Below are 20,858 nucleotides of genomic sequence, written 5' to 3'. Positions count from 1 at the left end.
CCGCCCCGGCGATAGTCACGGGGTGCCGACCACCGCCTCCTCCTCACGCCGTCCCGCCTGGGCGGGCCGCAACTACACCCTGCTGACCGCCTCCGCCGTGGTGACGAGCCTGGGCAGTCACGGCTCCCTGATCGCCTCCGCGTTCGCGGTGCTGGGCGCGGGCGGGGACGGCGGCGACGTGGGACTGGTGGCCGCCGCCCGCACCCTGCCGCTGGTGCTGTTCCTGCTGATCGGCGGCGCCGTCGCGGACCGGCTGCCGCGCCACCATGTGATGGTCGCGGCCAATGTCCTCAACTGTGCCTCGCAGGCCGCGTTCGCGGTGCTGGTCCTGGCAGGCGAGGCCCAGCTGTGGCAGATGATGCTGCTCAGCGCGCTCGGCGGGGTCGGCCAGGCGTTCTTCGGGCCGGCCGCCGAGGGGATGCTGCTCTCCTCGGTCGAGGGCGAGCAGGCCGGCCGGGCGTTCGCGGTGTTCCGGATGGCGATGCAGGGCGCGACACTCGGCGGCGCCGCCCTCGGCGGCCTCATGATCGCGGCGATGGGGCCGGGCTGGGTACTCGCGGCGGACGCGGCGGCCTTCGCGGTCGCGGCGGCGCTGCGGGCCTTCCTCGACGTGAAACACATACCGCCGCGCGCCCCGGGCGGCGGTCTGCTCTCCGACCTCCGCGACGGCTGGCGGGAGTTCTCCGGCCGGCCCTGGCTGTGGGGCATCGTCATCCAGTTCTCCATCGCCAACGCCGTGGTCGGCGCGGCCGACGCGGTCTACGGTCCGCTCGTCGCCCGGGACCATCTGGGCGGTGCGGCACCCTGGGGCCTGGCCCTCGCCTTCTTCGGCGCGGGCACGGTACTGGGCGCGCTGCTGATGACCCGCTGGAAACCGCGCCGCCTGCTGTTCGTCGGCACCCTGTGCGTGTTCCCGCTGGCCCTGCCGTCCGCCGCGCTCGCCGTGCCGGTACCGGTGGCGGTCCTGTGCGCGGTGATGTGCGTGACCGGAGTGACCGTGGAGGTGTTCGGAGTCTCCTGGATGACGGCGCTTCACCAGGAGATCCCGGAGGAGAAGCTGTCCCGGGTGTCGGCCTACGACTGGTTCGGGTCCGTCGCCCTGGTGCCGGCCACGATGGCACTGGCGGGTCCCGCTGAGACCGCGTTCGGGCGCACGGAGGCGCTGTGGGGCTGCGCCGTGCTGGTCGTCGTGGTCACGGCGGCGGTGCTGTGCGTACCGGACGTACGCAATCTGCGGCGCCGGACGGTATCCGTCACCGGGGCGGCCCCGGACGCCGGCGGCAAGGAGTCAGCCGATGCCGAACGTCCCGTCGGGGGGCTCGGGTGACGGTACGGCGTCCGCGTCCCGCACCGGCCGCGCCCCGCCGGTGAAGTCCCGCAGGGCCGCGCCGTGCTCGACGCGGGCGGGAAAGGCGTCGGCGGCGGTGCGCCGGGCCAGGGCCGCGATGTCGAGGGGGCGGTGCGCGGCGGCGAGGACGGCGTTGCCGAAACGGCGTCCGCGCAGCACTCCCGGCTCGGCGATCAGCACCAGTTCCTCGAACACCGTACCCAGGGTGGCCAGTTGGGAGCGCAGGAAGGCGAAGGGGGCCGTGTCGGCGAGGTTGCCGAGGTAGACGCCGTCGGCCCGCAGGACCCGGGCGGCCTCACGGGCGTAGGCGACGGAGGTCAGGTGCGCCGGGACGCGTGAGCCGCCGAAGACGTCGGCGACCAGGACGTCCGCCGAGGCGTCGGGGGCGGCCTCCAGCCAGGCGCGGGCGTCCGCCGCGTGCAGTGTGACGTCCGCCCCCTCCGGCAGCGGCAGTTGCTCGGCGACCAGGTCCAGCAGCTCCCGGTCGAACTCGACGACGTCCTGCCGGGAGCCGGGGCGGGTCGCGGCCAGGTAGCGGGGCAGGGTGAGCGCGCCGCCGCCGAGGTGCAGCGCGTCCAGCGGGTGCCCCGGCTCGGCGAGGGTGTCCAGCACGTGTCCGAGCCGCCGGATGTACTCGAACTCCAGATGGGCCGGCTCGTCCAGGTCGACGTACGACTGCGGTGCCCCGTCGACCGTCAGCAGCCATGCCCGCTCCCGGTCGACGTCGGGCATCAGCTTCGCGGTGCCGTGACCGACGGCACGGGTCACGGGTATCGGCTCGTTCACCGTCCCATTGTGCCGTCGCACGACCGGGTGCCCGCCCCGTGCGGGGGCGGGCGCCCGGCGTGCCGCCCAGGACTGCCCCAGACTCCGGAGCCCGGACTCCAGGACCCGGGATCCGGGATCCGGGATCCGGGATCCGGGATCCGGGATCAGCCGACCGCCGTCACCGTCCCGGCGCCGACCGTGCGGCCGCCCTCGCGGATCGCGAAGCCGAGCCCCGGCTCGAGCGGCATCTCACGCCCCAGCTCCACGGTCATCGTGACCGTGTCGCCGGGCCGCGCGACCGCCGTCTCCCCGAGGTCGACGTCGCCGACGACGTCCGCGGTGCGGATGTAGAACTGCGGCCGGTAGCCGGTCGACACCGGAGTCGTACGGCCGCCCTCGCGGGCCGACAGCACGTACACCCGCGCCGTGAAACTCCGGCTCGGCACCACACTGCCCGGCGCGGCCACCACGTGCCCGCGCCGCACCGCGTCCCGCGGCACCCCGCGCAGCAGGAGTGCCACGTTGTCCCCGGCCTGCGCCTCCTCCATCGGCTTGCCGAAGGTCTCCAGGCCGGTCACCACCGACTCCACCCCGGCACCGGGCACCTCGACGCGGTCGCCGGGACGGACCGTGCCGCGCTCCACCGCGCCGGTGACCACGGTGCCCCGGCCGGTGATGGTGAGCACGTTCTCCACCGGCAGCAGGAACGGCGCGTCCACGTACCGCTCGGGCAGGGGCACATAGGTGTCCACCGCGTCGAGCAGCGCGTCGACCGACGCCGTCCAGCGCGGGTCGCCCTCCAGCGCCTTCAGCCCCGAGACCCGTACGACGGGCGCGGAGTCGCCGCCGTAGCCGTGCGCGGAGAGCAGCTCGCGGATCTCCAGCTCGACCAGGTCGGTCAGCTCCTCGTCGCCCGCGTCGGCCTTGTTGAGGGCGACGACGATGTGGTCGACGCCCACCTGCCGGGCGAGCAGCACGTGTTCGGTGGTCTGCGGCATGATCCCGTCGAGCGCGGAGACCACGAGGATCGCCCCGTCGAGCTGCGCGGCGCCGGTGACCATGTTCTTGACGTAGTCGGCGTGGCCGGGCATGTCGACGTGCGCGTAGTGCCGGGTGTCGGTCTCGTACTCGACGTGCGCGATGTTGATGGTGATGCCGCGCGCCGCCTCCTCGGGCGCCCGGTCGATGCGGTCGAACGGCACGAAGCCGGCGGATCCGCGCTCGGCGAGGACCTTGGTGATGGCGGCGGTCAGGGTGGTCTTGCCGTGGTCGACGTGTCCCATCGTGCCGATGTTCAGATGCGGTTTGGTGCGGACGTACGCCGTCTTGGACATGGCGGTACCTCGAAGTCTCTCGGTGATGACGCGTGATCGGCCCCGGTGCGGCCGGATGGGCGCGCGGCCGGGACGGGGACCCCTGGGAACCTGCCGACCCTCCCCCTGGGGGGTCCGCCGGACGATCCGGGGAGGGTCAGCTTCGGGCGCCGTCGACAGCGACTGCGGCAACGGCAGCGGCAGCGGCTGCGGCTGCGAGAACTGCGAGGACACGGACGGCAGCCTTCGGGGCATCCGCGGTGGCGGATGCTGCGAGGAGGAAGGCTGCGTGCCGGAACATGTCGTCGATCCTGGCGGGCACGGCGCCCGGCGTCGAATGGTTTTCCGCGGTACGCGGTCGGCCCTCGCACGCGGTGCGTCGCGCCCCGGGAGTTCCGGCCGCTGTGGCACGTCTGAGACGCACACTACGGCGGCCGGTCGCATTCGTCGGTTAGTGTCACCGAATGCTCGATGCCACCAACCGCTCTGGGGGCACCGCTACGGCCTCTCCCCGGGCCTCCGCCGCACAGCTCACCACCGCCGTCCTCGCCCCTGCGGCGACACCCGCGGCGGCACCCGCGGCGGGCGTCGCCGCCCGCTGCGCCAGAGTCCTGCTGTCCCCCTGGTCGCGCCTGTCCCTGCTGGTCGTGCTGCTCGCCGCCGCGGCCTCGGCCATGCTGCTCCTGGAGCCGCAGAAGCTGCTGACCGACGGCCTGCCGTCGCAGCTCGGCGGTGCCGCGGCGGTCGTCGCCTACGCGGTGGCCTACGGGGTGTGCACGGTGGCGTTCGTACCACGCCCGATCCTGAACCTCGCCGCGGGCGCGTTGTTCGGCAGTCAGTTGGGGCTCGGCGCCGCTCTGGGCGGCACGGTGCTCGGTGCCGGGCTCGCGTTCTGCCTCGGGCGGGCGCTCGGCCAGGACGCGCTGCGTCCGCTGCTGCGAGGGCGCTGGCTGAAGGCGGCGGACCACCAGCTGAGCCGGCACGGCTTCCGCTCGATGCTGGCGGCGCGACTGTTCCCGGGGGTGCCGTTCGCCGCGTCGAACTACTGCGCCGCCGTCTCCCGGATGGGTCTGCTGCCGTTCCTGCTGGCGACGGGGCTCGGCTCGATCCCGAACACCGCCGCCTACGTCGTCGCCGGTGCCCGCGCCTCCACGCCGACGTCCCCGGCCTTCCTGATCGCGCTGGCCTGCATCACCGTGCCGGGTCTGGTGGGTGGGGTGGTGGCCTGGCGCAAGCGGCACCAGTTGCGGGCACGGTGAGGACAGGCCGGGTGCCGGGCCGACGAACCGGCCCGGCACCCGGCATCCAGCGTTCATCTTGGGGCGCTACTCTTCCGACTCGGCACGCCTGATCATCGATCACCGCACATGGCGTTTCGGCGTGCCCACGTCGTCCCCTCCCGCGATCGGCACTTGGACACCGCTGCCTCATGTCTTGGTTTGAATCCCTCATCCTCGGACTCGTCCAAGGGCTGACCGAGTTCCTCCCCGTCTCCTCCAGCGCGCATCTGCGGCTGACCGCGGCCTTCTCCGGCTGGGAGGACCCGGGCGCGGCCTTCACCGCGATCACCCAGATCGGCACGGAAGCCGCCGTGCTGATCTACTTCCGCAAGGACATCGCGCGGATCCTGTCGGCCTGGACGCGCTCGCTCACCAACAAGGAGATGCGCCGGGACCCCGACGCCCGGATGGGCTGGCTCGTCATCGTCGGCTCGCTCCCGATCGGAGTCCTCGGCCTGACGCTGAAGGACCAGATCGAGGGGCCGTTCCGCGACCTGCGGCTCACCGCGGCAATGCTGATCGGCATGGGCATCGTCCTCGGTGTCGCCGACCGGCTGGCGGCGCGGGACGAGCAGGGGGGACGGCACCGTTCGCCGAAGCAGCTCAAGTCGCTCGACAACCTGACCGTCAAGGACGGCCTGATCTACGGGTTCTGCCAGGCCCTGGCGCTCATCCCGGGTGTCTCCCGCTCCGGCGCGACCATCAGCGGCGGCCTGTTCATGGGGTACAGGCGCGAGGCGGCAGCCCGTTACTCCTTCCTGCTCGCGATTCCCGCCGTCCTCGCCTCGGGCCTCTTCGAGCTGAAGGACGCCACCGAGGGCGGCCATGTCACCTGGGGCCCGACGATCTTCGCGACGGTCGTGGCCTTCGTGGTCGGCTACGCGGTGATCGCGTGGTTCATGAAGTTCATCACCACCAAGAGCTTCATGCCGTTCGTCTGGTACCGCATCGCGCTCGGCATCGTCATCCTCGTCCTGGTGAGCATGGGCGTCCTCAGCCCGCACGCGGCGGAGTCGGCGAGCTGACCCGCCGTCCCTGCCCCGGCGTCCGGGACCTGACGTCCGGGACCTGACGTTCGTGACCCGCCGTCCGTGCTCCGGCCGTCCGTGTTCCGGCCGTCCGTGGGGACGTGACCGAACCCATAGGTGGCGGGTAGCCGTCCGGTAGCGCGCTGTCAGTGCGTGGCCCTAGGCTGTTCGGTATGTCCCCCGATTGCGTGACCCCTGGTTCCGTGCGGTCGGCCGCCGAGGTCAACGAGCACATCCGAGCACTGTGGCTGCGTGCGGGCGGCTCCCTGTCGGCCCAGGAACGCGCGGAGTACGAACTCCTGGTGGTCGAGTGGGCGGCGGCGATCCGCGACCAGGTCGTCAAGGCGGCCTGAGCCCCGCCGTCGCGTCGGCCCGTCCATGCCTTTGGGCAGGCCCTCGCTCAGCGCCCGCCCGCCACCCGCAGCACCGCCCCCGTCGTGTACGAGGCGTCCGGTGACATCAGCCAGGCGACGGCCGCGGCAATCTCCTCCGGCTGCCCCGGGCGGCGCAGCGGCACCGCGGCGCCGGCCTGTCGGGCCCGGTCGGGGGCGCCCATGGCGGCGTGCATCTCCGTGTCGATCACGCCCGGCGCGACCGCGTTGACGCGGATGCCGACCGGTCCGAGTTCCTTGGCGAGTCCCACCGTGAGGGTGTCGACGGCGGCTTTGGTCGCCGCGTAGTGGACGTACTCGCCGGGACTGCCGAGAGTGGCGGCCCCCGACGAGATGTTCACGATCGTCCCCTCGCCCCGGGGTGTCATGAGCTGTGCGGCGCGGCGCGAGCACAGCAGGGTTCCCATGAGGTTGACGTCGACGACCCGGCGCAGGGTCGTGGTGTCGACATCGGTGAACCGCCCCAGCGGCCCGGTCACCGCCGCGTTGTTCACCAGCCCCGTCACCGGCCCCAGTTCCCGCTCCGCAGCATCGAACAGACGCTCGACATCCACCTCGTCGGACGTGTCCCCCCGCACGGTGACGGCCCGCGCCCCGGCCGCACGCACTCCCTCCGCCACCCGCTCCGCGGCCGGGGCGTCCCGCACGTACCCCACCACCACGTCATGCCCCTCCCCCGCGAGCCGCAGGCAGACAGCGGCCCCGATCCCCCGGCCACCACCGGTCACCACCGTGACGATTCTCTTCACGCCGACCTCCGAACACCAGCCCGCCCCGCCTACCGAAGATCCACAGCCTGACACACGCCCGGCCGGGCCCGTACCCGCTGCCGGGTGGGGGGAAGCGGACCTTCACGCCGGGTGAACAACTGCGCAGGGCTCTTGGTTCCGGGCCTGCGATGGCCAACACTGAGCCGATGACGCAGCGTGTGGAGCTTGCGACCGTGCGGGACAGGCTGGCCGTGGACGAGATCGTCACCGAGTACGCGGTGGCGGTCGACGACGGGGACTGGGAGACGTATCGAGGACTGTTCACGTCGGACGGGCGGGCCGACTACCGCTCGGCCGGCGGCATCGAGGGCGACGCCGGGAGGGTGGCGGCCTGGCTCGCGGAGAGCCTGCGGGGGTTTCCGGTGCGGCAGCATCTGATCGTGAACCGGCGGGTGCGCTTCGGGGTCTGGGAGCAGGACGCCGGTGACACGGCCCGGGTGCAGGCGGACTACGTGAACCCGATGGGTGCGGCTGCAGGCGACGGGGACGGGCCGGCCGCACCGGATTTCGTGTGCGGGGGGCGGTACGCGTTCGGGATGCTGCGCACGGACGAGGGCTGGCGGTTGAACGAGGTGATCGTGCGCGAGAAGTGGCGGCGTCCCCCCGCCCGGTCCGCGGCACCCGTGGTCCACTGAGCCGACGCGCCCTGTTCCGGATCTTGTCCGGGGCGCACACTGGAGGCACGCACGGGGCGGGAGGGGTAGGGAGGCGCCGTTGAAGACGCTCGGCCACTGGCTCGTCTCCCCGTGGCGGCGCTCGGCCGTCGCCGCGGTCGCGGGTGCCCTGCCCGTGCTGGCCTTCCCGGCGCCGTCCCTGTGGTGGTTCGCCTACGTCGCGCTGGTGCCGTGGACCGCACTGGCCCGCACCGCGCCCACCGGCCGGCGTGCCGCGTTCGACGGCTGGTGGGGCGGGTTCGGCTTCATGCTCGCGATGCACCACTGGCTGCTGCCGAACCTGCATGTGTTCACGTTCGTCCTCGCGGCCCTGCTCGGCGTGCTGTGGGCGCCCTGGGGGTGGCTGGTACGACGGCTGCTGGGCGGGGTGCCCTCGCGGGGACGGGTCGCGGTCGCCCTGGTCGTGCTGCCGTCGGCCTGGCTGGCCGCCGAACTGGTCCGTTCCTGGGAGGCGCTGGGCGGCCCGTGGGGCGTGCTCGGTGCGAGTCAGTGGCAGGTGACGGCGGCGCTGCGGCTGGCGTCGGTCGGCGGGGTGTGGCTGCTCAGCTTCCTGGTGGTGCTGCTGAACGTCGCCGTGGCCGTGCTGTGCGCGGTGCGGCGGGCGAGGGTGCCGGCCGTGGCCGGTCTGGTCGCCGCGGGCGTGGTCACGTCCGTCGCCTGGGTGGGAGCGCCTGTCGCGCAGACGGACGGCCGGACGAGGATCGCGGTCGTCCAGCCGGGCGTCGTCTCCGGGCCGGACAGCGCGGACCGGCGCTTCGACCGCGAGGAGCGGCTCACCCGCCGGCTCGCGGGCCAAGGCGTCGACCTGGTCGTCTGGGGCGAGAGCAGCGTCGGATTCGACCTCGGCGCCCGGCCCGGCCTGGCGCGGCGGCTCGCCGCGCTGTCCCGCGCGACGGGCGCCGGGATCCTGGTCAACGTGGACGCGCGGCGCTCCGACCGGCCCGGCATCCACAAGAGTTCGGTGCTGGTCGGCCCCGACGGTCTCACCGGGGACCGGTACGACAAGATGCGCCTGGTTCCGTTCGGGGAGTACGTCCCGGCCCGCTCCCTGCTGGGCTGGGCGACGTCCGTGGGTGAGGCGGCGGGCGAGGACCGCAGGCGCGGCACCGAGCAGGTGGTGATGGACGCGGGCGGCGGGCTGCGGATCGGCCCGATGGTGTGCTTCGAGTCCGCGTTCCCGGACATGAGCCGGAATCTGGCCGAGGACGGTGCCGATGTACTGCTCGCCCAGTCGTCCACGTCGACGTTCCAGCAGAGCTGGGCGCCCCGGCAGCATGCCTCGCTCGCCGCGCTGCGCGCCGCCGAGACCGGGCGGCCGATGGTGCACGCGACGCTGACCGGTGTCTCCGCCGTCCACGGCCCGGACGGCGGGCGGGTCGGCCCGTGGCTCGGCACGGACGCGAGCACCGCGCGGGTGTACGACGTCCCGCTCGCCCACGGCACCACGCCCTACGTCCGCTTCGGCGACTGGCCGCTGCACGCGGCACTGCTGGTCCTGGCCGCGTGGGGGGCCATCGAGGGCGTACGGGCCGTGCGGCTCAGGCGGCGGCCCGCTCCTGGACCTCACGCACCACACGCTCGCACAGCTCATGGGTCGCCAGCGCGTCCCGGGCACTGAGCGTCCTGCCCTCGCCGACCGCGTCGAGGAAGGAGAGCACCGCCTGCTCGATTCCGCGCTGACGCGCCACCGGCACCCAGTCGCCCCGCCGGTGCACGGTGGGCCGGCCCTGGTGGTCGATCACCTCGGCGAGGTTGACCACCTGCCGCTTGGTGTCCTGGCCGGAGACCTCGAGGACCTCCTCGGCCGAGCCGCTGAGCCTGTTCATCACGCCGAGGGCGGTGAAGCCGTCCCCGGCGAGCTGGAGCACCACGTGGTGCAGCAGCCCGTCCTCGGTGCGGGCCCGCACGGTCACGTCGTCGACCGGGCCGGGAACCAGGAAGCGCAGGGTGTCGACGACGTGGATGAAGTCGTCGAGGATCATCGTGCGCGGTTCCTCCGGCAGCCCGGTCCGGTTCTTCTGCAGCAGGATCAGCTCGCGCGGGTGGCCGGCGCACTGCGCGTAGCCGGGGGCGTAGCGCCGGTTGAAGCCGACGGCGAGGCTCGTTCCCCGCTCCTCGGCGAGGGCCACGAGGCGGGCGGAGTCGGCGAGTTCGTAGGCGAGCGGCTTGTCGACGTACGTCGGCACGCCCGCCTCGAGCAGCCGGGTCACGATCTCCGGGTGGACCCGGGTCGGGGCGTGCACGAAGGCGGCGTCGAGATCCTGGGCGAGCAGGGCGTCGAGGTCGGCGTGCCGCTGTCCGGGCGGCAGGTGGAGGCCGTCGGCGACGCGGGTGAGCGTCGCGGGGGTGCGGGTCTGCAGGTGCAGCTCCACGCCGGGCCGGGTGGCGAGCACCGGAAGGTAGGCCTTCTGCGCGATGTCGCCGAGTCCGATGCAGCCGACCTTCACGGGGTGTTCTCCTCCAGCGGTTGCCTGTCACGGGCATGGGCACGGCCGGCGGTCACCGGCTCCGCCGTGATCGTCACCGCCGTGATCACTGTCGTGGTTCTGCCCCGAAGGATACGGCGTCCGACGTCGGCGGCCGCCAGGAGGCGACCTCGTCGAAGCTTCGCAGGAGCAGTGCCGGGACGGTCCTCGAGAGCACGGTGATCGCGGTGTCGCGTACGGCGATCCCGGCACGGTTGGTCATCAGGTTGAGGCGGGCCGCCCGCACTGCCCGGCGGGCGATGCCGGTCGTGCGGGGCAGCCGGTCGGCGGTGTACGCGGACAGGTCGCCGGCGTGGTGGGCGAGGGTGACCGCGTCCTCGACGGCCTGGTTTCCCCCCTGGCCCAGGGTGGGCGGCATCGCGTGCGCGGCGTCACCGACCAGGGCGACCCGGCCGTGGTGGTAGGCGGGCAGCGGCTCGGTGATGTGGTGGACGTCGTGCCGCAGCACGTCCCCGGGCCGGGCGGCGTCCAGCACGGCGGGGATCGGATCGTGCCAGTCCCCGTAGCGGCGCAGCAGTTCGGCACGCTCGTCGTCGGCGGCGTGTTCCCCGGCGGGGGCCAGGGCGGCGGCGTACGCGTAGACACGGCCGTCCTTGAGCGGATGTGTGCCCCAGAGACGGCCCGGGCCCCAGGTCTCGTGCGAGGCGAACCGCACGCCGGGCAGCGGGACCACCGTCCGCCAGGTGGTGAAGCCGGAGTACACCGGCCCGGGATGGTGCGGGAAGAGCGCGTGGCGCACGGCGGAGTGGATGCCGTCGGCGGCCACCACCAGGTCGGCCTCGAGTTCGCCGTCGGCGGTGCCCACCCGGGCGGGCCGGGCGGGGTCGCCGGGGTCTCCCGGATCGACGAGGTGCGCGGCGGCGGCCGTGCGGACGGTGTCCGCCGGGAGCCGTCCCGCCAAGTGGTCGATGAGGGTGGCGCGGTGGAGCAGGACGAGGGGTCCGCCGAAGCGCTCGGCCGCGGCGTCCGCGCCGGTCCGGGCGAGCCAGCGCCCGCCCGGTGCGCGCAGTCCCCCGTCGCCCTGCCAGGCGGACAGGGCGCGGATGTCGTCGCCGAGCCCGATGACGTCCAGTGCGCGCAGCGCGTTGGGGGCGAGGGAGATGGCGGAGCCGACCGGCTCCAGGGAGCCGGACCGCTCCAGCACGGTCACCCTCGTCCCGCGCCGGTGCAGGGCGGCGGCCGCGGTCAGGCCACCGATCCCCCCGCCGATCACGACAGCCCGCTCCACCTGTGCCTGCGCCATGGCTCCTCCTCGGTTCCCGGTCGGCCGGCTCCCGCACACGGTCACTACACCTGTAGTAACCACCGGGACCGACTGTACTACAGCCGTAGTGAAGCGGGTAGTTTGACCATCATGTCCGTACGCACCGCACGCACCGCGGGCGCTTCCCGCGCCGATCTCGTCGCCGACGCCGCTCTCGCCCTGCTCGCCGAGCGCGGGATGCGCGGCCTCACCCACCGGGCGGTCGACGAGGCGGCCGGGCTCCCCCAGGGGTCCACCTCGAACGTGGCGCGTACCCGGCAGACACTGCTGGAGCTGGCGGTGCGGCGGCTCGCCGAGCGGGAAGCGCGGGTGCTCGGACTGCACGAGATGCCGGACCCGCGGGCCGGGGCGGGCCCGTTGACCGACGCGATGGCGCTGGCCGCCCACCGCGCCCTCACCCGGAACCGCGAACTGACCCTCGCCCGCTACGAACTGGCCCTGGAGGCCACCCGCCGCCCCGAGCTGCGAACCCACTTCGACGCGGTCGGCGCCCAGTTCCGCGACCTGCTCACCGGCCTGGTCACCGGGCTCGGCTCCACGGACCCGGACCGGCACGCGCTGTCGCTGATCGCCTGGGCGGACGGGCTGATGTTCTCCTGCGTGGCCGGCTCGTTCAGCGCGCGCGTGCCCACCCTGGAGGAGGTGCGGGCGAGCCTGCGGGAACTGCTGGACGGGATGCTCACCCCCCGCCGAGCGCCCGACGGCTGAAAAGCTCTGGCGTCGGGCCGCCGCGACCGGAAAGGATGTGTGCATGACGACTCAGCGCCACGAACCCGCCATGGACGCCGGTGACCGCACCATGCTGGAGGGCTGGCTCGACTACCACCGCCAGACCCTCGCCTGGAAGTGCGAGGACCTGACCGACGAACAACTGCGCACCGCCTCGGTGCCGCCGTCCGAGCTGTCCCTGATGGGGCTGGTACGGCACATGGCGGACGTCGAGCGCGGCTGGTACCGCAGGGTGCTCGCGGGCGAGGACGCCGACCCGCTCCACTACGACGAGGCCGACCCGGACGGCGAGTTCCACCTCACCGGGACGGAGACCTGGCAGGAGGTGTACACGACCTGGCAGGCCGAGATCGACATCGCCCGGCGCAACGCGGCCGGCTTCGGTCTGGACGATCTCGCCAAGGGACGGCACCGGTCCGGCGAACGGATCACCCTGCGCTGGATCCACACCCACATGATCGAGGAGTACGCGCGTCACAACGGTCACGCCGACCTGCTCCGCGAGCGGCTCGACGGTGCCACCGGCGACTGACGGCGGCACCGGACCGGCCGGGTGCGCCCCTGATCGCGGTGCGCCCGCCCCCTCCGTTCCCCGGCCGGGGCCCGACCGCGCGTCACCCTCGGCACTCCCATGACCCCCGTACGGGGTCGGAGATCACCCTTGCGGGGCATCCTCCGCCCGTCCTCCGGCGCCCGGGCGGCCGGAGGGAGCAGAGTGACGTGGGTGCATCGAAAGACGACCAGAGCAGTACTGCTGGTGACCGTGGCGGTCTCCGCTCTCGCGGGCTGCGTGACGGTTCAGCGTCCCCCCGCGCCCGGCCCGGACGCGGGCGCGGCCCGGTGGTCGGAGCCGCGCCCGGACGCCCGGACGCGGCAGGTGGTCCAGGCGCCCGCGCGCGAGGCCCTGGAGATGATCGATCCGTCGCGTCCCACGAAGTCGCCCGCGTCCCCCTCGCACCGTGCCGCCCCCACGGCACCCGCGCCGCAGGGGGCCGCTCCGCAGGACGGCCGGAACCGTCGGCCGGCCCCCGGTGGTCCGGCCGACGGCAGGGCCACCTCACCCCGGACACCCGCCGCGGAGGTCTCCGAGGTCGCGGATGCGGTCCGCCGCGACCTGCGCGGGCGGGCGGAGGTCTGCGCCCTGGGCAGGGAATACGGCCGCTGGCCCGCGGACAGCCCGGAAGCGGCCATCTGCGAGGAGACCTACGGGCGTTGACCGTCGCAGGGCCTGCCCTGCCCTACGAACGCTGTCTCGGCGGCCCCCACCCCCCGGCCGGGCCGCCTTCCTCCTCCAGTCGGATCTCCATGCGCCGGATGGCGGCCCGGACCCTGTCGCCGTAGGTGTCGTCGGCGAGGACGCGGGCGGCGCCGCGGGCCCGGTGGAGGTGGGTGCGGGCGGCGTCGGGGCGGGCGAGCCGGGCGTAGTCGGCGGCGAGGTTGAGGTGCAGGGAGGGATAGAGGGCGCGCACCGCGGGCATGCCCTCGTACCCGGCGGAGCGGTCACCGGCGGCTTCGCCCTCGGCCTCGTTCGCCGCCGCCAACGCCCTCAGGTCCCAGGCGAGTTCGTCCTCCGGATCGTCCTGGGTGTCGGCCAGGTAATGGGCGAGCGTGCAGCGGTGCAGGGCGTCGCCGTGGGCGCCGATCTCCGTCCACAGCCCGAGGAGACGGTGCCTCGCCTCCTCCCGGTCCCCCGCGTGGTGCAGCATCACGACCTGCCCGATCCGCGTCAGTACGGAATCCAGCGCCGCCTGCTCCTGTCCGTCCGCCACCACGCCCTCCGCACCGCTCGCCGGATCGTCGCTGCCGACGCTACGGCAGGCGGGGACGATCCGGGCCGAGCCGCTCCGCGACGCACCGGACCGCCCCTGCCACCGGGGACCGGGCGTGCCCCGGGCCGGCGGGCGTCAGCCCAGGTTCGGGATGGTCCAGTCGATCGGCTCGTGGCCCTGTGCCGCCACCGCCTCGTTGATCTGAGTGAACGGACGGGAGCCGAAGAACTTCTTCGCCGACAGCGGCGACGGGTGCGCCCCCTTGACCACTGCATGGCGGCTCTCGTCGATCAGCGGCAGCTTCTTCTGCGCGTAGTTGCCCCACAGGACGAACACCGCCGGGTCGGGCCGGTCGGCCACGGCGCGGATGACCGCGTCGGTGAACCGCTCCCAGCCGCGCCCCTTGTGCGAGTTGGCCTCGCCGCCGCGCACCGTGAGCACCGCGTTGAGCAGCAGCACGCCCTGTTCGGCCCACGGCATCAGATAGCCGTTGTCCGGGACGGGGGTGCCCAGCTCCGCGTGCATCTCCTTGTAGATGTTCCGCAGCGACGGCGGGATCCGCACGCCGGGACGCACCGAGAAGCACAGCCCATGGCCCTGGCCCTCGCCGTGGTAGGGGTCCTGACCGAGGATCAGGACCTTCACCTTGTCGTACGGCGTCGCGTCGAGCGCGGCGAAGACCTCCTCGCGGGGAGGGTGGACGGGACCCTTCGCCCGCTCTTCCTCGACGAACTCGGTCAGCTCCTCGAAGTAGGACTGCTGCAGCTCGTCGCCCAGAATCCCGCGCCAGGACTCGGGCAGCATGGCGGTGTCGGTCACGTCAACGTCCTCACGCTTGCGGTCGCTTTCAGGCCTCAGAACCTACAGGCGACCACTGACAATCCGCTCCCTGGACCGTCTACCAGCTGGTCTTGCGGGAGAGCAGCCACATCATCATGATCGTCGACGGGTCCAGCGCCCGCTCCGCGCCCGAGATGTCCCGGCTCGACGCGACGTACTGCCGGCCCTGCCACAGCGGCAGCAGCCGCGCGTCGTTCACGAGGATCTGCTGGGCGTCCTCGAAGTCCTTCACGACGTTGCCGCGGTTGCTCTGCCGACGGGACCGGGGCAGCAGGACGTTGCTGATCTCGCGCGCCTCGTAGGGCGTGCCGAGCGCGTTCTGCTCGCCGATGAACGGGGCGATGAAGTTGTCGGCGTCCGGGAAGTCGGGGGACCAGCCGCGCCCGAAGACCGGGTACTCGCCCTTCTGGTAACCCTCGACGTACGTCTTCCAGGGGCGGCTCTCGAGGGTGATCTCGAACAGCCCGGAGGCCTCCAGCTGGTGCTCCAGCTCCTGGAACTCCAGCTTGGTCTCGGAGCCGTAGCGGTCCGTGGTGTACCAGAGGGTGAGCGGCACCGGCTCGGTGATGCCCGCCTCGGTGAGGATCCGCCGGGCCTTGTCGACGCTGGGGTCTCCGTAGTCGTCGAAGAAGCCGGTGGTGTGGCCGGTCAGCCCCTTGGGGACCATCGAGTACAGCGGATCGACGGTGTCCCGGTAGACCTTGTGCGCGATCGCGCTCCGGTCGACGACCTGGGCGATGGCCTGGCGCACCGGCTTCTTGCCCGCCCAGGGGTCCTTCGGGTTGAACACCAGGTAGTTGATGCTGGTGCTGGTGCCCTCCACCAGCCTGATCTCCTCCTCCTTGGAGGCCTTGCCCTGGAATTCGACGACGTCGTCCGCGGCGAGGCCCCGGTAGGTGAGATCGACCCCGCCCTCCCGCAGCGACTTGACCATCTCGGCGGAGTCCTGGAAGTAGCGGATCGTCACGGCGCTGTTCTGCCGCTCGGCGTAGCCCTTGTACTGCTCGTTGCGGACGAGCCGGGCCTCCTTGCCCTCGTCGTAGGACTGGAGGCCGTAGGGCCCGGAGCCGACGATGCTCGAGTCCTCGCGCAGGGCGTCGGCCGGGTAGGCCTTCGGGGAGACGATCGACAGAGCCGGCGTGGCGAGCACGAACGGGAACGTCGCGTCGGGCTTGCTGAGGTGGAAGACCACCTCGCGGCTGCTCGGCGCCTGGACCCGCTCGAGGCTGCCCAGCAGACCGGCCGGACCGCCGTTGACGTTGATCTTGCGGATACGGTCGACGGAGTGCTTGACCGCCTTGGCGTCGAGCGTGCTGCCGTCGGAGAACTTCAGCCCCTCACGCAGTTCGCAGCGGAACACCTGGTGGGATTCGTCGGAGAACTCGCAGCCCTTGGCGGCGTCCGGCTGGGGCGTACTCGCGCCGACCGGGTAGCTCAGCAGCGTCTGGTAGATGTTGCGGAACAGTTCCCAGGAGCTGTCCCAGGAGGCGGCGGGATCCAGGGTGCTCGGCGAGCTGGTGGTCCCCACGACGATCGGCTTGCCGTCGTCCGCAGTGTCGGACGTCAGCACACCGCAGCCGGTGGCCAAGGACGATATCGACGCGATGGACGCGATGGCCGCCACCCCTCGCAGGCATCGGTTCCGCTTGAACACGCGCACGCTCCTCGATCTGCCGTCCCAAGAGTCGGCAGACGATACCGCGGTATTCCGTTCTCGCACCCTCCTTCGTACGCTCGTTGAGATCAACTCGTTGTAGATCATGTTGTTACTCTGCGTTGACTACGTTGTCATCGGTCCACCCGTCTTCGAAAACACCGGAACGGGCGCCGTTTCGTCAACGGACACCCGTACCGGAATTCTTTGTGGCCCGCACCACAACGGCTCAGCGCACGCGGGCTCCACACGTGCCGGCGCACCGCCCGCCGGCACACCGCCCGCCGGACTCAGCCCACGCCGGCGTTCAGGAGGATGCCGCCGTCGACCACCAGGGTCTGGCCGGTGACCCAGTCCGACTGGTCCGAGGTGAGGAACGCGGCGGCCCCGCCGATGTCGGACGGCACACCGAGCCGGCCCAGCGGGTACGACGCGACGACCTCCTCCTCCCGGCCCTCGTACAGCGCCTGGGCGAACTTGGTCTTCACCACGGCCGGGGCGATCGCGTTGACCCGTACCAGCGGCGCGAACTCGTGCGCCAGCTGCCCGGTCAGGTTGATCAGCGCCGCCTTGCTCACGCCGTACGCGGCGATGAAGGGCGAGGGCGCGACGCCCGCGAGGGAGGCGATGTTGACGATCGCCCCGCCGTTGTCCTTCTGCCAGGCGTGCCAGGTCCGCTGGGCGAAGCCGAGCGCCGAGATCACGTTGGTCTCGAACACCTTGCGCGCCACGTTCAGGTCGAGGTCGGCGATCGGCCCGAACACCGGGTTGGTGCCGGCGTTGTTGACGAGGAAGTCGACCCGGCCGAAGGCTTCCATCGTGCGCTCGACGGCGACGGCCTGGTGCTCCTCGTCGTGCGCCTTGCCGGCGACGCCGATGACCCGGTCGGCGCCGAGCTTCTCGACGGCCTCCTTGAGGGTGTCCTCGTTGCGGCCGGTGATGCAGACGCGGTCACCGCGCGCCACCAGCGCCTCGGCGACGCCGAGCCCGATGCCGCGGCTGGCCCCGGTGACCAGAGCGACCTTGCCCGAGAGTTCCACTGAAGTCATGTTCCCTGTCCCCTAGTCGTGCCTTGTCGTCCCCGGGCCCGCCCGCGGGCGGGCCCTGACCGTCCCGGGCCGCGCAGCGCGGTCGTGCGCGAGCTGGAGCGGTCCCGGGTCGCGGTGTTCCTCAGTCGAGCGGTCCGCCCGCCACGTACAGCACCTGGCCGGAGACGAATCCGGCGGCCTCACCGGTGAAGAAGGCGATGGCGTTGGCGATGTCCTCCGGCTCGCCGACCCGGGCCACCGGGATCTGGGTGGCGGCGGCGGCCTTGAAGTCCTCGAAGCCCATGCCCACGCGGTCGGCGGTGGCCTTGGTCATCTCGGTGGCGATGAAGCCGGGGGCGACGGAGTTGGCGGTCACGCCGAACTTGCCGAGTTCCTTGGCGAGGGTCTTGGTGAAGCCCTGCAGGCCCGCCTTGGCGGCGGAGTAGTTGGCCTGTCCGCGGTTGCCGAGCGCGGAGGAGGAGGACAGGTTGACGATGCGGCCGAAGCCGGCGTCCACCATGTGCTTCTGACAGGCCTTCGACATCAGGAAGGCACCGCGCAGGTGCACGTTCATGACCGTGTCCCAGTCCGGGACACTCATCTTGAAGAGCAGGTTGTCGCGCAGCACGCCCGCGTTGTTGACCAGGATGGTCGGCGCGCCGAGCTCCTCGGCGATCCTGGCGACGGCGGCCTCGACCTGCGCCTCGTCCGAGACGTCGCAGCCGACCGCCAGCGCCCTGCCGCCGGCGTTGGTGATCTTCTCTACGGTGTCCTTGCAGGCTCCCTCGTCGAGGTCGATCACGGCGACCGCGCGGCCCTCGGCGGCCAGTCGTACGGCGGTGGCGGCGCCGATACCGCGCGCGGCACCGGTGACGACGGCGACCCGCTGCTGCTCAGTGGTGGACATCGCTGCTTCTCCTCGACCTTGGGATGCGGCTCCTGCGACCCGCCCAGATGGGTGAGCGACCGCTTAGTACCTTCAGCAGACGTGACGCTAGAAGCCCTGGCACCCGGTGTCAACGGTCCGCCCTGCCGTGTGATCCATTCCCCGGCCCGCCGGGCCCCGGGCGGACTGCGTCCACCTGGTGCCGCCCCCTGCCCGGATCCCGCGTTCATCACCCGATCGGCCCACAGCTGCGCGCCCCGGCACGGGGGCGCGCCTAGCGTCGGAGCGCGAGCCATTCGTGGCCGGAAAGGAGGCGCGTCATGCGCCGACGCACCGGTGCCCTCGGCATACTCGTCGCGCTCGCCGCGGCACTGCCGGTGGCCCACACCGCTCACGCCCAGGACCTGGACTGCGCGGACTTCACCTACCAGGAGGAAGCACAGGCCCTGTTCAACCTGGACCGGAGCGATCCCAACCGACTCGACGAGGACCAGGGCCCCGACGACAACGTCGCCTGCGAGGCACTCCCCCGCCGTGACGGCTCCCTCACCTCCTCCACCAGTGCTCCCCGTCCGACGGCCACCACCGCATCCGCGACTCCGACCGCACCCTCCACACCCGCGACTCCCCTCGCGTCGACGACGGCCCCCGCGGCGGCCGCCCCCGCCACGATCGCGCCGACGCGCGGTGTGGAGGGCGGGCTGGGCGGCTCGTCGGCCACCGGACCGAGCGGCTGGGACACGGGAATCGGCCTGGCCTTCGCGGCCGGCGCCCTCGCCGCGACCGGTTACCTGGTGAAGCGTCGTCGCAGCTGACGCGCGGGCCGGCACCCGTACCTCCGTACGCCGCCCCCGCTCCCGGACACCTGTGAGCGGCGGGCCGCCGCAGCCTCCTGCTGCGGCGGCCCGCCGTGGTGATTCGCCGTGGTGATTCGCCGTGCCGGCCCGCCGGGTCAGCGCACGAGCAGGTCGAGCAGCCGCTGCACCTCGGCCGCCGGATCGGCGGTGAGCCCGGTGTGCACGGGACCGGGCTGGACGACGGTGGAACGCGGGGCGATCAGCCAGCGGAAACGCCGGCCGGCGTCGTCGCGGGCGGCCTGCCCCGCCGCGTCCCCGCCCGCGCACACCCCCTCGACGGCACGCAGCGCGGCCCGGACGCCGGCCAGGTCCACGTGCGGGTCGAGTGCCAGCAGCCGGGACGCGTCGAGGTGCGTACCGGCCCCGACGAACGCCTCGTGACGGCAGTACACGAGCACCCCGGCGTTGACGCACTCGCCCCGTTCGATCCGCGGCACGACCCGCAGCAGCGCGTACTCGAAGACATGGCGGCCGGTCCGGTCGCCGCGATCGCTCACTGGTCCTCCTCCCCGAGGCCGCGGACGCGCTCGTGGACGGTGCCGGCCCGGGCGAGCAGGGCACGCGCGTAGGCCCGGCGGAGCTCGTCCGGTGTGTCGAATCCGGGTTCACCGGCCAGCCATGCGTCGGGGATCTCCGCGGTGACCTCGGCGAGCAGGTCCGCGGTGACGTGCGGCGCGAGTTCCGCCGCCGCGGCGGCCACGTCCGGCCCGAAGGTCTTCAGGGCATGGTCAAAGGCGTCGTAGGGCCGGGCGACGGAGCGCTCCACGCCGGGCCAGTTGTGGTGCCAGATCATGGTCGCGCCGTGGTCGATGAGCCAGAGGTCACCGCGCCGGCGGAGCAGGTTGGGATTGCGCCAGGAACGGTCGACGTTGTTCACCAGCGCGTCGAACCAGACGACCCGCCCGGCCTCCTCGGGACTCACCTCGAAGGCGAGCGGGTCGAAGCCGAGCGCGCCGGAGAGGAACTCCATGCCCAGATTGGTGCCCCCGCTGGACTTGAGGAGTTCCTGAACCTGTTCGTCCGGCTCGCCCAGCCCCAGGACCGGATCGAGTTCGACCGTCACCAGGCGTGGCACCCGGAATCCCAGCCGCCGGGCGAGTTCCCCGCAGACGACCTCGGCGACGAGCGTCTTGCGGCCCTGGCCCGCGCCGGTGAACTTCAGCACGTAGGCGCCGAGGTCGTCGGCCTCGATCAGTCCCGGCAGCGAGCCGCCCTCGCGCAGGGGTGTGATGTAGCGAGTGGCGGTGACCTCGGTCAACATTTCGCCAGGCTACGCGATCTCCTGACCTTGCAATCCATGACCTCCCCAAGACCCCCGTGCTCCGAGAAGTCGGCCACGGTCGGCCCTGGGGGGATCCGGGGGTTTTGGCCGACGCGCTGATCTCCCTGACCGCAGGACACTGCGGGGTCTGCTGTTCGTCCTCTGCACCGGCGTCCAGGGTGAGTACCCGCGCACGAGGTGGGCCCCGGTTCCGGGCCTGCCTGCCGGCGTCGGCCGGCCGAATGGCAGGAGGCCGGGATGCGGGAGGAACTCCAGGGGGTGCTGCCGGACCGGTCGCGGGCGACGGGCCGTCCGGACTTCTCCCGCGTTGCGGTCGACGCCTCCCCTGGGCAGTCCGAGCGGGGGGAGCAGCCCGGAGTCCGAGCCCGGCGGCCCGAGGGCGGCCGGGCTCGGAGCACCACGGCCCGCCCGTGTTCGGGGAGCGGCACTCACCTGTGGAAGCCACCCCGGGCAGAGGCCCGCGCACTCCCGACCGCTGATCGCTTGCGCC

The 20,858-nt window shown here is 72.7% G+C and carries 22 protein-coding genes; 10 read left to right on the top strand and 12 right to left on the bottom strand.

The genetic code is table 11. The features are described 5' to 3' along the window. The first annotated feature begins 22 nt into the window (after positions 1-22). Complete coding sequence (locus ACIF80_RS12210; protein WP_399802806.1) at positions 23-1,327, top strand: MFS transporter; 1,305 nt, start codon at positions 23-25, stop codon at positions 1,325-1,327. On the opposite strand, the gene ACIF80_RS12205 is transcribed toward ACIF80_RS12210, so the two are convergent. Together ACIF80_RS12205 and tuf are read right to left on the bottom strand one after the other, a co-directional pair. After that, the gene (locus ACIF80_RS12205) at positions 1,289-2,134 is read right to left on the bottom strand and encodes a spermidine synthase (RefSeq protein ID WP_399802803.1); all 846 of its coding nucleotides are present in this window, start codon (positions 2,132-2,134) and stop codon (positions 1,289-1,291) included. The genes ACIF80_RS12210 and ACIF80_RS12205 overlap by 39 nt on opposite strands. Before the next feature lie 146 nt (positions 2,135-2,280). Then, the gene (gene tuf, locus ACIF80_RS12200; RefSeq protein ID WP_399802801.1) at positions 2,281-3,450 is read right to left on the bottom strand and encodes an elongation factor Tu; all 1,170 of its coding nucleotides are present in this window, start codon (positions 3,448-3,450) and stop codon (positions 2,281-2,283) included. Between the two features lie 443 nt (positions 3,451-3,893). Between tuf and ACIF80_RS12195 the strand changes: the two genes are divergently transcribed. From ACIF80_RS12195 to ACIF80_RS12185, 3 genes are all read left to right on the top strand, one after another. Next, the gene (locus ACIF80_RS12195) at positions 3,894-4,688 is read left to right on the top strand and encodes a TVP38/TMEM64 family protein (RefSeq protein ID WP_399802798.1); all 795 of its coding nucleotides are present in this window, start codon (positions 3,894-3,896) and stop codon (positions 4,686-4,688) included. Positions 4,689-4,858: 170 nt separating this feature from the next. Next, positions 4,859-5,734, top strand: coding sequence for an undecaprenyl-diphosphate phosphatase (locus ACIF80_RS12190; protein WP_399802795.1), 876 nt, complete (start codon positions 4,859-4,861; stop codon positions 5,732-5,734). A gap of 176 nt (positions 5,735-5,910) precedes the next feature. Then, a complete protein-coding gene (locus tag ACIF80_RS12185; RefSeq protein WP_055595367.1) occupies positions 5,911-6,090 on the top strand; it encodes a hypothetical protein in 180 nt (59 codons plus the stop codon). 47 nt (positions 6,091-6,137) lie between these two features. On the opposite strand, the gene ACIF80_RS12180 is transcribed toward ACIF80_RS12185, so the two are convergent. Beyond that, complete coding sequence (locus ACIF80_RS12180) at positions 6,138-6,878, bottom strand: SDR family NAD(P)-dependent oxidoreductase (RefSeq protein WP_399802791.1); 741 nt, start codon at positions 6,876-6,878, stop codon at positions 6,138-6,140. A 167-nt stretch (positions 6,879-7,045) separates the two neighbouring features. Here ACIF80_RS12180 and ACIF80_RS12175 point away from each other — a divergent pair, with 167 nt between their 5' ends. Further along, a complete protein-coding gene (locus ACIF80_RS12175) occupies positions 7,046-7,534 on the top strand; it encodes a nuclear transport factor 2 family protein (RefSeq protein ID WP_399802789.1) in 489 nt (162 codons plus the stop codon). Between the two features lie 79 nt (positions 7,535-7,613). Next, complete coding sequence (gene lnt / locus ACIF80_RS12170; protein WP_399802786.1) at positions 7,614-9,191, top strand: apolipoprotein N-acyltransferase; 1,578 nt, start codon at positions 7,614-7,616, stop codon at positions 9,189-9,191. On the opposite strand, the gene ACIF80_RS12165 is transcribed toward lnt, so the two are convergent. Continuing rightward, positions 9,112-10,020, bottom strand: coding sequence for a Gfo/Idh/MocA family protein (locus tag ACIF80_RS12165; protein ID WP_399802785.1), 909 nt, complete (start codon positions 10,018-10,020; stop codon positions 9,112-9,114). The genes lnt and ACIF80_RS12165 overlap by 80 nt on opposite strands. Before the next feature lie 85 nt (positions 10,021-10,105). Beyond that, positions 10,106-11,302, bottom strand: coding sequence for an FAD-dependent monooxygenase (locus ACIF80_RS12160; RefSeq protein ID WP_399802781.1), 1,197 nt, complete (start codon positions 11,300-11,302; stop codon positions 10,106-10,108). Positions 11,303-11,413: 111 nt separating this feature from the next. On the opposite strand from ACIF80_RS12160, the gene ACIF80_RS12155 reads away from it, so the two are divergent. The 3 genes from ACIF80_RS12155 (at position 11,414) to ACIF80_RS12145 (ending at position 13,268) form a co-directional block, all read left to right on the top strand. Beyond that, positions 11,414-12,031, top strand: a complete 618-nt coding sequence (locus tag ACIF80_RS12155; protein WP_399802779.1) for a TetR/AcrR family transcriptional regulator — start codon at positions 11,414-11,416, stop codon at positions 12,029-12,031. Between the two features lie 43 nt (positions 12,032-12,074). Further along, a complete protein-coding gene (locus tag ACIF80_RS12150; protein WP_399802777.1) occupies positions 12,075-12,584 on the top strand; it encodes a DinB family protein in 510 nt (169 codons plus the stop codon). Between the two features lie 192 nt (positions 12,585-12,776). After that, a complete protein-coding gene (locus tag ACIF80_RS12145; RefSeq protein ID WP_399802775.1) occupies positions 12,777-13,268 on the top strand; it encodes a hypothetical protein in 492 nt (163 codons plus the stop codon). 22 nt (positions 13,269-13,290) lie between these two features. Here ACIF80_RS12145 and ACIF80_RS12140 read toward each other — a convergent pair whose 3' ends face one another. The 5 genes from ACIF80_RS12140 to fabG all read right to left on the bottom strand — a co-directional run bounded on the left by ACIF80_RS12140 (position 13,291) and on the right by fabG (position 18,250). Next, entirely contained in the window at positions 13,291-13,821 is a 531-nt protein-coding gene (locus tag ACIF80_RS12140; protein WP_399802772.1) for a hypothetical protein, read from the bottom strand. A 135-nt stretch (positions 13,822-13,956) separates the two neighbouring features. Next, positions 13,957-14,640 carry a uracil-DNA glycosylase gene (locus ACIF80_RS12135; RefSeq protein ID WP_399802769.1) on the bottom strand — a complete coding sequence of 228 codons (684 nt, stop codon included), beginning with the start codon at positions 14,638-14,640 and terminating at the stop codon, positions 13,957-13,959. 79 nt (positions 14,641-14,719) lie between these two features. Then, complete coding sequence (locus ACIF80_RS12130; RefSeq protein WP_399802766.1) at positions 14,720-16,315, bottom strand: ABC transporter substrate-binding protein; 1,596 nt, start codon at positions 16,313-16,315, stop codon at positions 14,720-14,722. 290 nt (positions 16,316-16,605) lie between these two features. Further along, the gene (locus ACIF80_RS12125) at positions 16,606-17,364 is read right to left on the bottom strand and encodes an SDR family oxidoreductase (RefSeq protein WP_399802765.1); all 759 of its coding nucleotides are present in this window, start codon (positions 17,362-17,364) and stop codon (positions 16,606-16,608) included. 121 nt (positions 17,365-17,485) lie between these two features. After that, entirely contained in the window at positions 17,486-18,250 is a 765-nt protein-coding gene (gene fabG, locus ACIF80_RS12120) for a 3-oxoacyl-ACP reductase FabG (protein ID WP_399802763.1), read from the bottom strand. A gap of 299 nt (positions 18,251-18,549) precedes the next feature. Here fabG and ACIF80_RS12115 point away from each other — a divergent pair, with 299 nt between their 5' ends. After that, entirely contained in the window at positions 18,550-19,044 is a 495-nt protein-coding gene (locus ACIF80_RS12115) for an excalibur calcium-binding protein (RefSeq protein WP_399802761.1), read from the top strand. A gap of 137 nt (positions 19,045-19,181) precedes the next feature. Here ACIF80_RS12115 and ACIF80_RS12110 read toward each other — a convergent pair whose 3' ends face one another. Both ACIF80_RS12110 and ACIF80_RS12105 read right to left on the bottom strand, forming a co-directional pair. After that, positions 19,182-19,583 carry a DUF3037 domain-containing protein gene (locus tag ACIF80_RS12110; RefSeq protein WP_399802760.1) on the bottom strand — a complete coding sequence of 134 codons (402 nt, stop codon included), beginning with the start codon at positions 19,581-19,583 and terminating at the stop codon, positions 19,182-19,184. After that, a complete protein-coding gene (locus ACIF80_RS12105; RefSeq protein WP_399802758.1) occupies positions 19,580-20,347 on the bottom strand; it encodes a HipA family kinase in 768 nt (255 codons plus the stop codon). Before ACIF80_RS12105 ends, ACIF80_RS12110 begins: the two co-directional genes overlap by 4 nt. Positions 20,348-20,858 lie beyond the last annotated feature (511 nt).

The sequence above is a fragment of the Streptomyces sp. NPDC085927 genome (genome assembly GCF_044540975.1).
Taxonomy (GTDB): domain Bacteria; phylum Actinomycetota; class Actinomycetes; order Streptomycetales; family Streptomycetaceae; genus Streptomyces; species Streptomyces hirsutus.
The sequence above is the reverse complement of the archived record's forward strand: the minus strand, read 5'-3'. Positions and strand labels throughout refer to the sequence as shown.

Excerpts from the sequence above, each read along its gene's own strand:
- tuf (WP_399802801.1), bottom strand. The coding sequence starts at position 3,450 with ATGTCCAAGACGGCGTACGTCCGCACCAAACCGCATCTGAACATCGGC.
- ACIF80_RS12195 (WP_399802798.1), top strand. The coding sequence starts at position 3,894 with ATGCTCGATGCCACCAACCGCTCTGGGGGCACCGCTACGGCCTCTCCC.
- ACIF80_RS12190 (WP_399802795.1), top strand. The coding sequence starts at position 4,859 with ATGTCTTGGTTTGAATCCCTCATCCTCGGACTCGTCCAAGGGCTGACC.
- ACIF80_RS12185 (WP_055595367.1), top strand. The coding sequence starts at position 5,911 with ATGTCCCCCGATTGCGTGACCCCTGGTTCCGTGCGGTCGGCCGCCGAG.
- ACIF80_RS12175 (WP_399802789.1), top strand. The coding sequence starts at position 7,046 with ATGACGCAGCGTGTGGAGCTTGCGACCGTGCGGGACAGGCTGGCCGTG.
- ACIF80_RS12160 (WP_399802781.1), bottom strand. The coding sequence starts at position 11,302 with ATGGCGCAGGCACAGGTGGAGCGGGCTGTCGTGATCGGCGGGGGGATC.
- ACIF80_RS12155 (WP_399802779.1), top strand. The coding sequence starts at position 11,414 with ATGTCCGTACGCACCGCACGCACCGCGGGCGCTTCCCGCGCCGATCTC.
- ACIF80_RS12150 (WP_399802777.1), top strand. The coding sequence starts at position 12,075 with ATGACGACTCAGCGCCACGAACCCGCCATGGACGCCGGTGACCGCACC.
- ACIF80_RS12125 (WP_399802765.1), bottom strand. The coding sequence starts at position 17,364 with ATGACTTCAGTGGAACTCTCGGGCAAGGTCGCTCTGGTCACCGGGGCC.
- fabG (WP_399802763.1), bottom strand. The coding sequence starts at position 18,250 with ATGTCCACCACTGAGCAGCAGCGGGTCGCCGTCGTCACCGGTGCCGCG.
- ACIF80_RS12115 (WP_399802761.1), top strand. The coding sequence starts at position 18,550 with ATGCGCCGACGCACCGGTGCCCTCGGCATACTCGTCGCGCTCGCCGCG.
- ACIF80_RS12105 (WP_399802758.1), bottom strand. The coding sequence starts at position 20,347 with ATGTTGACCGAGGTCACCGCCACTCGCTACATCACACCCCTGCGCGAG.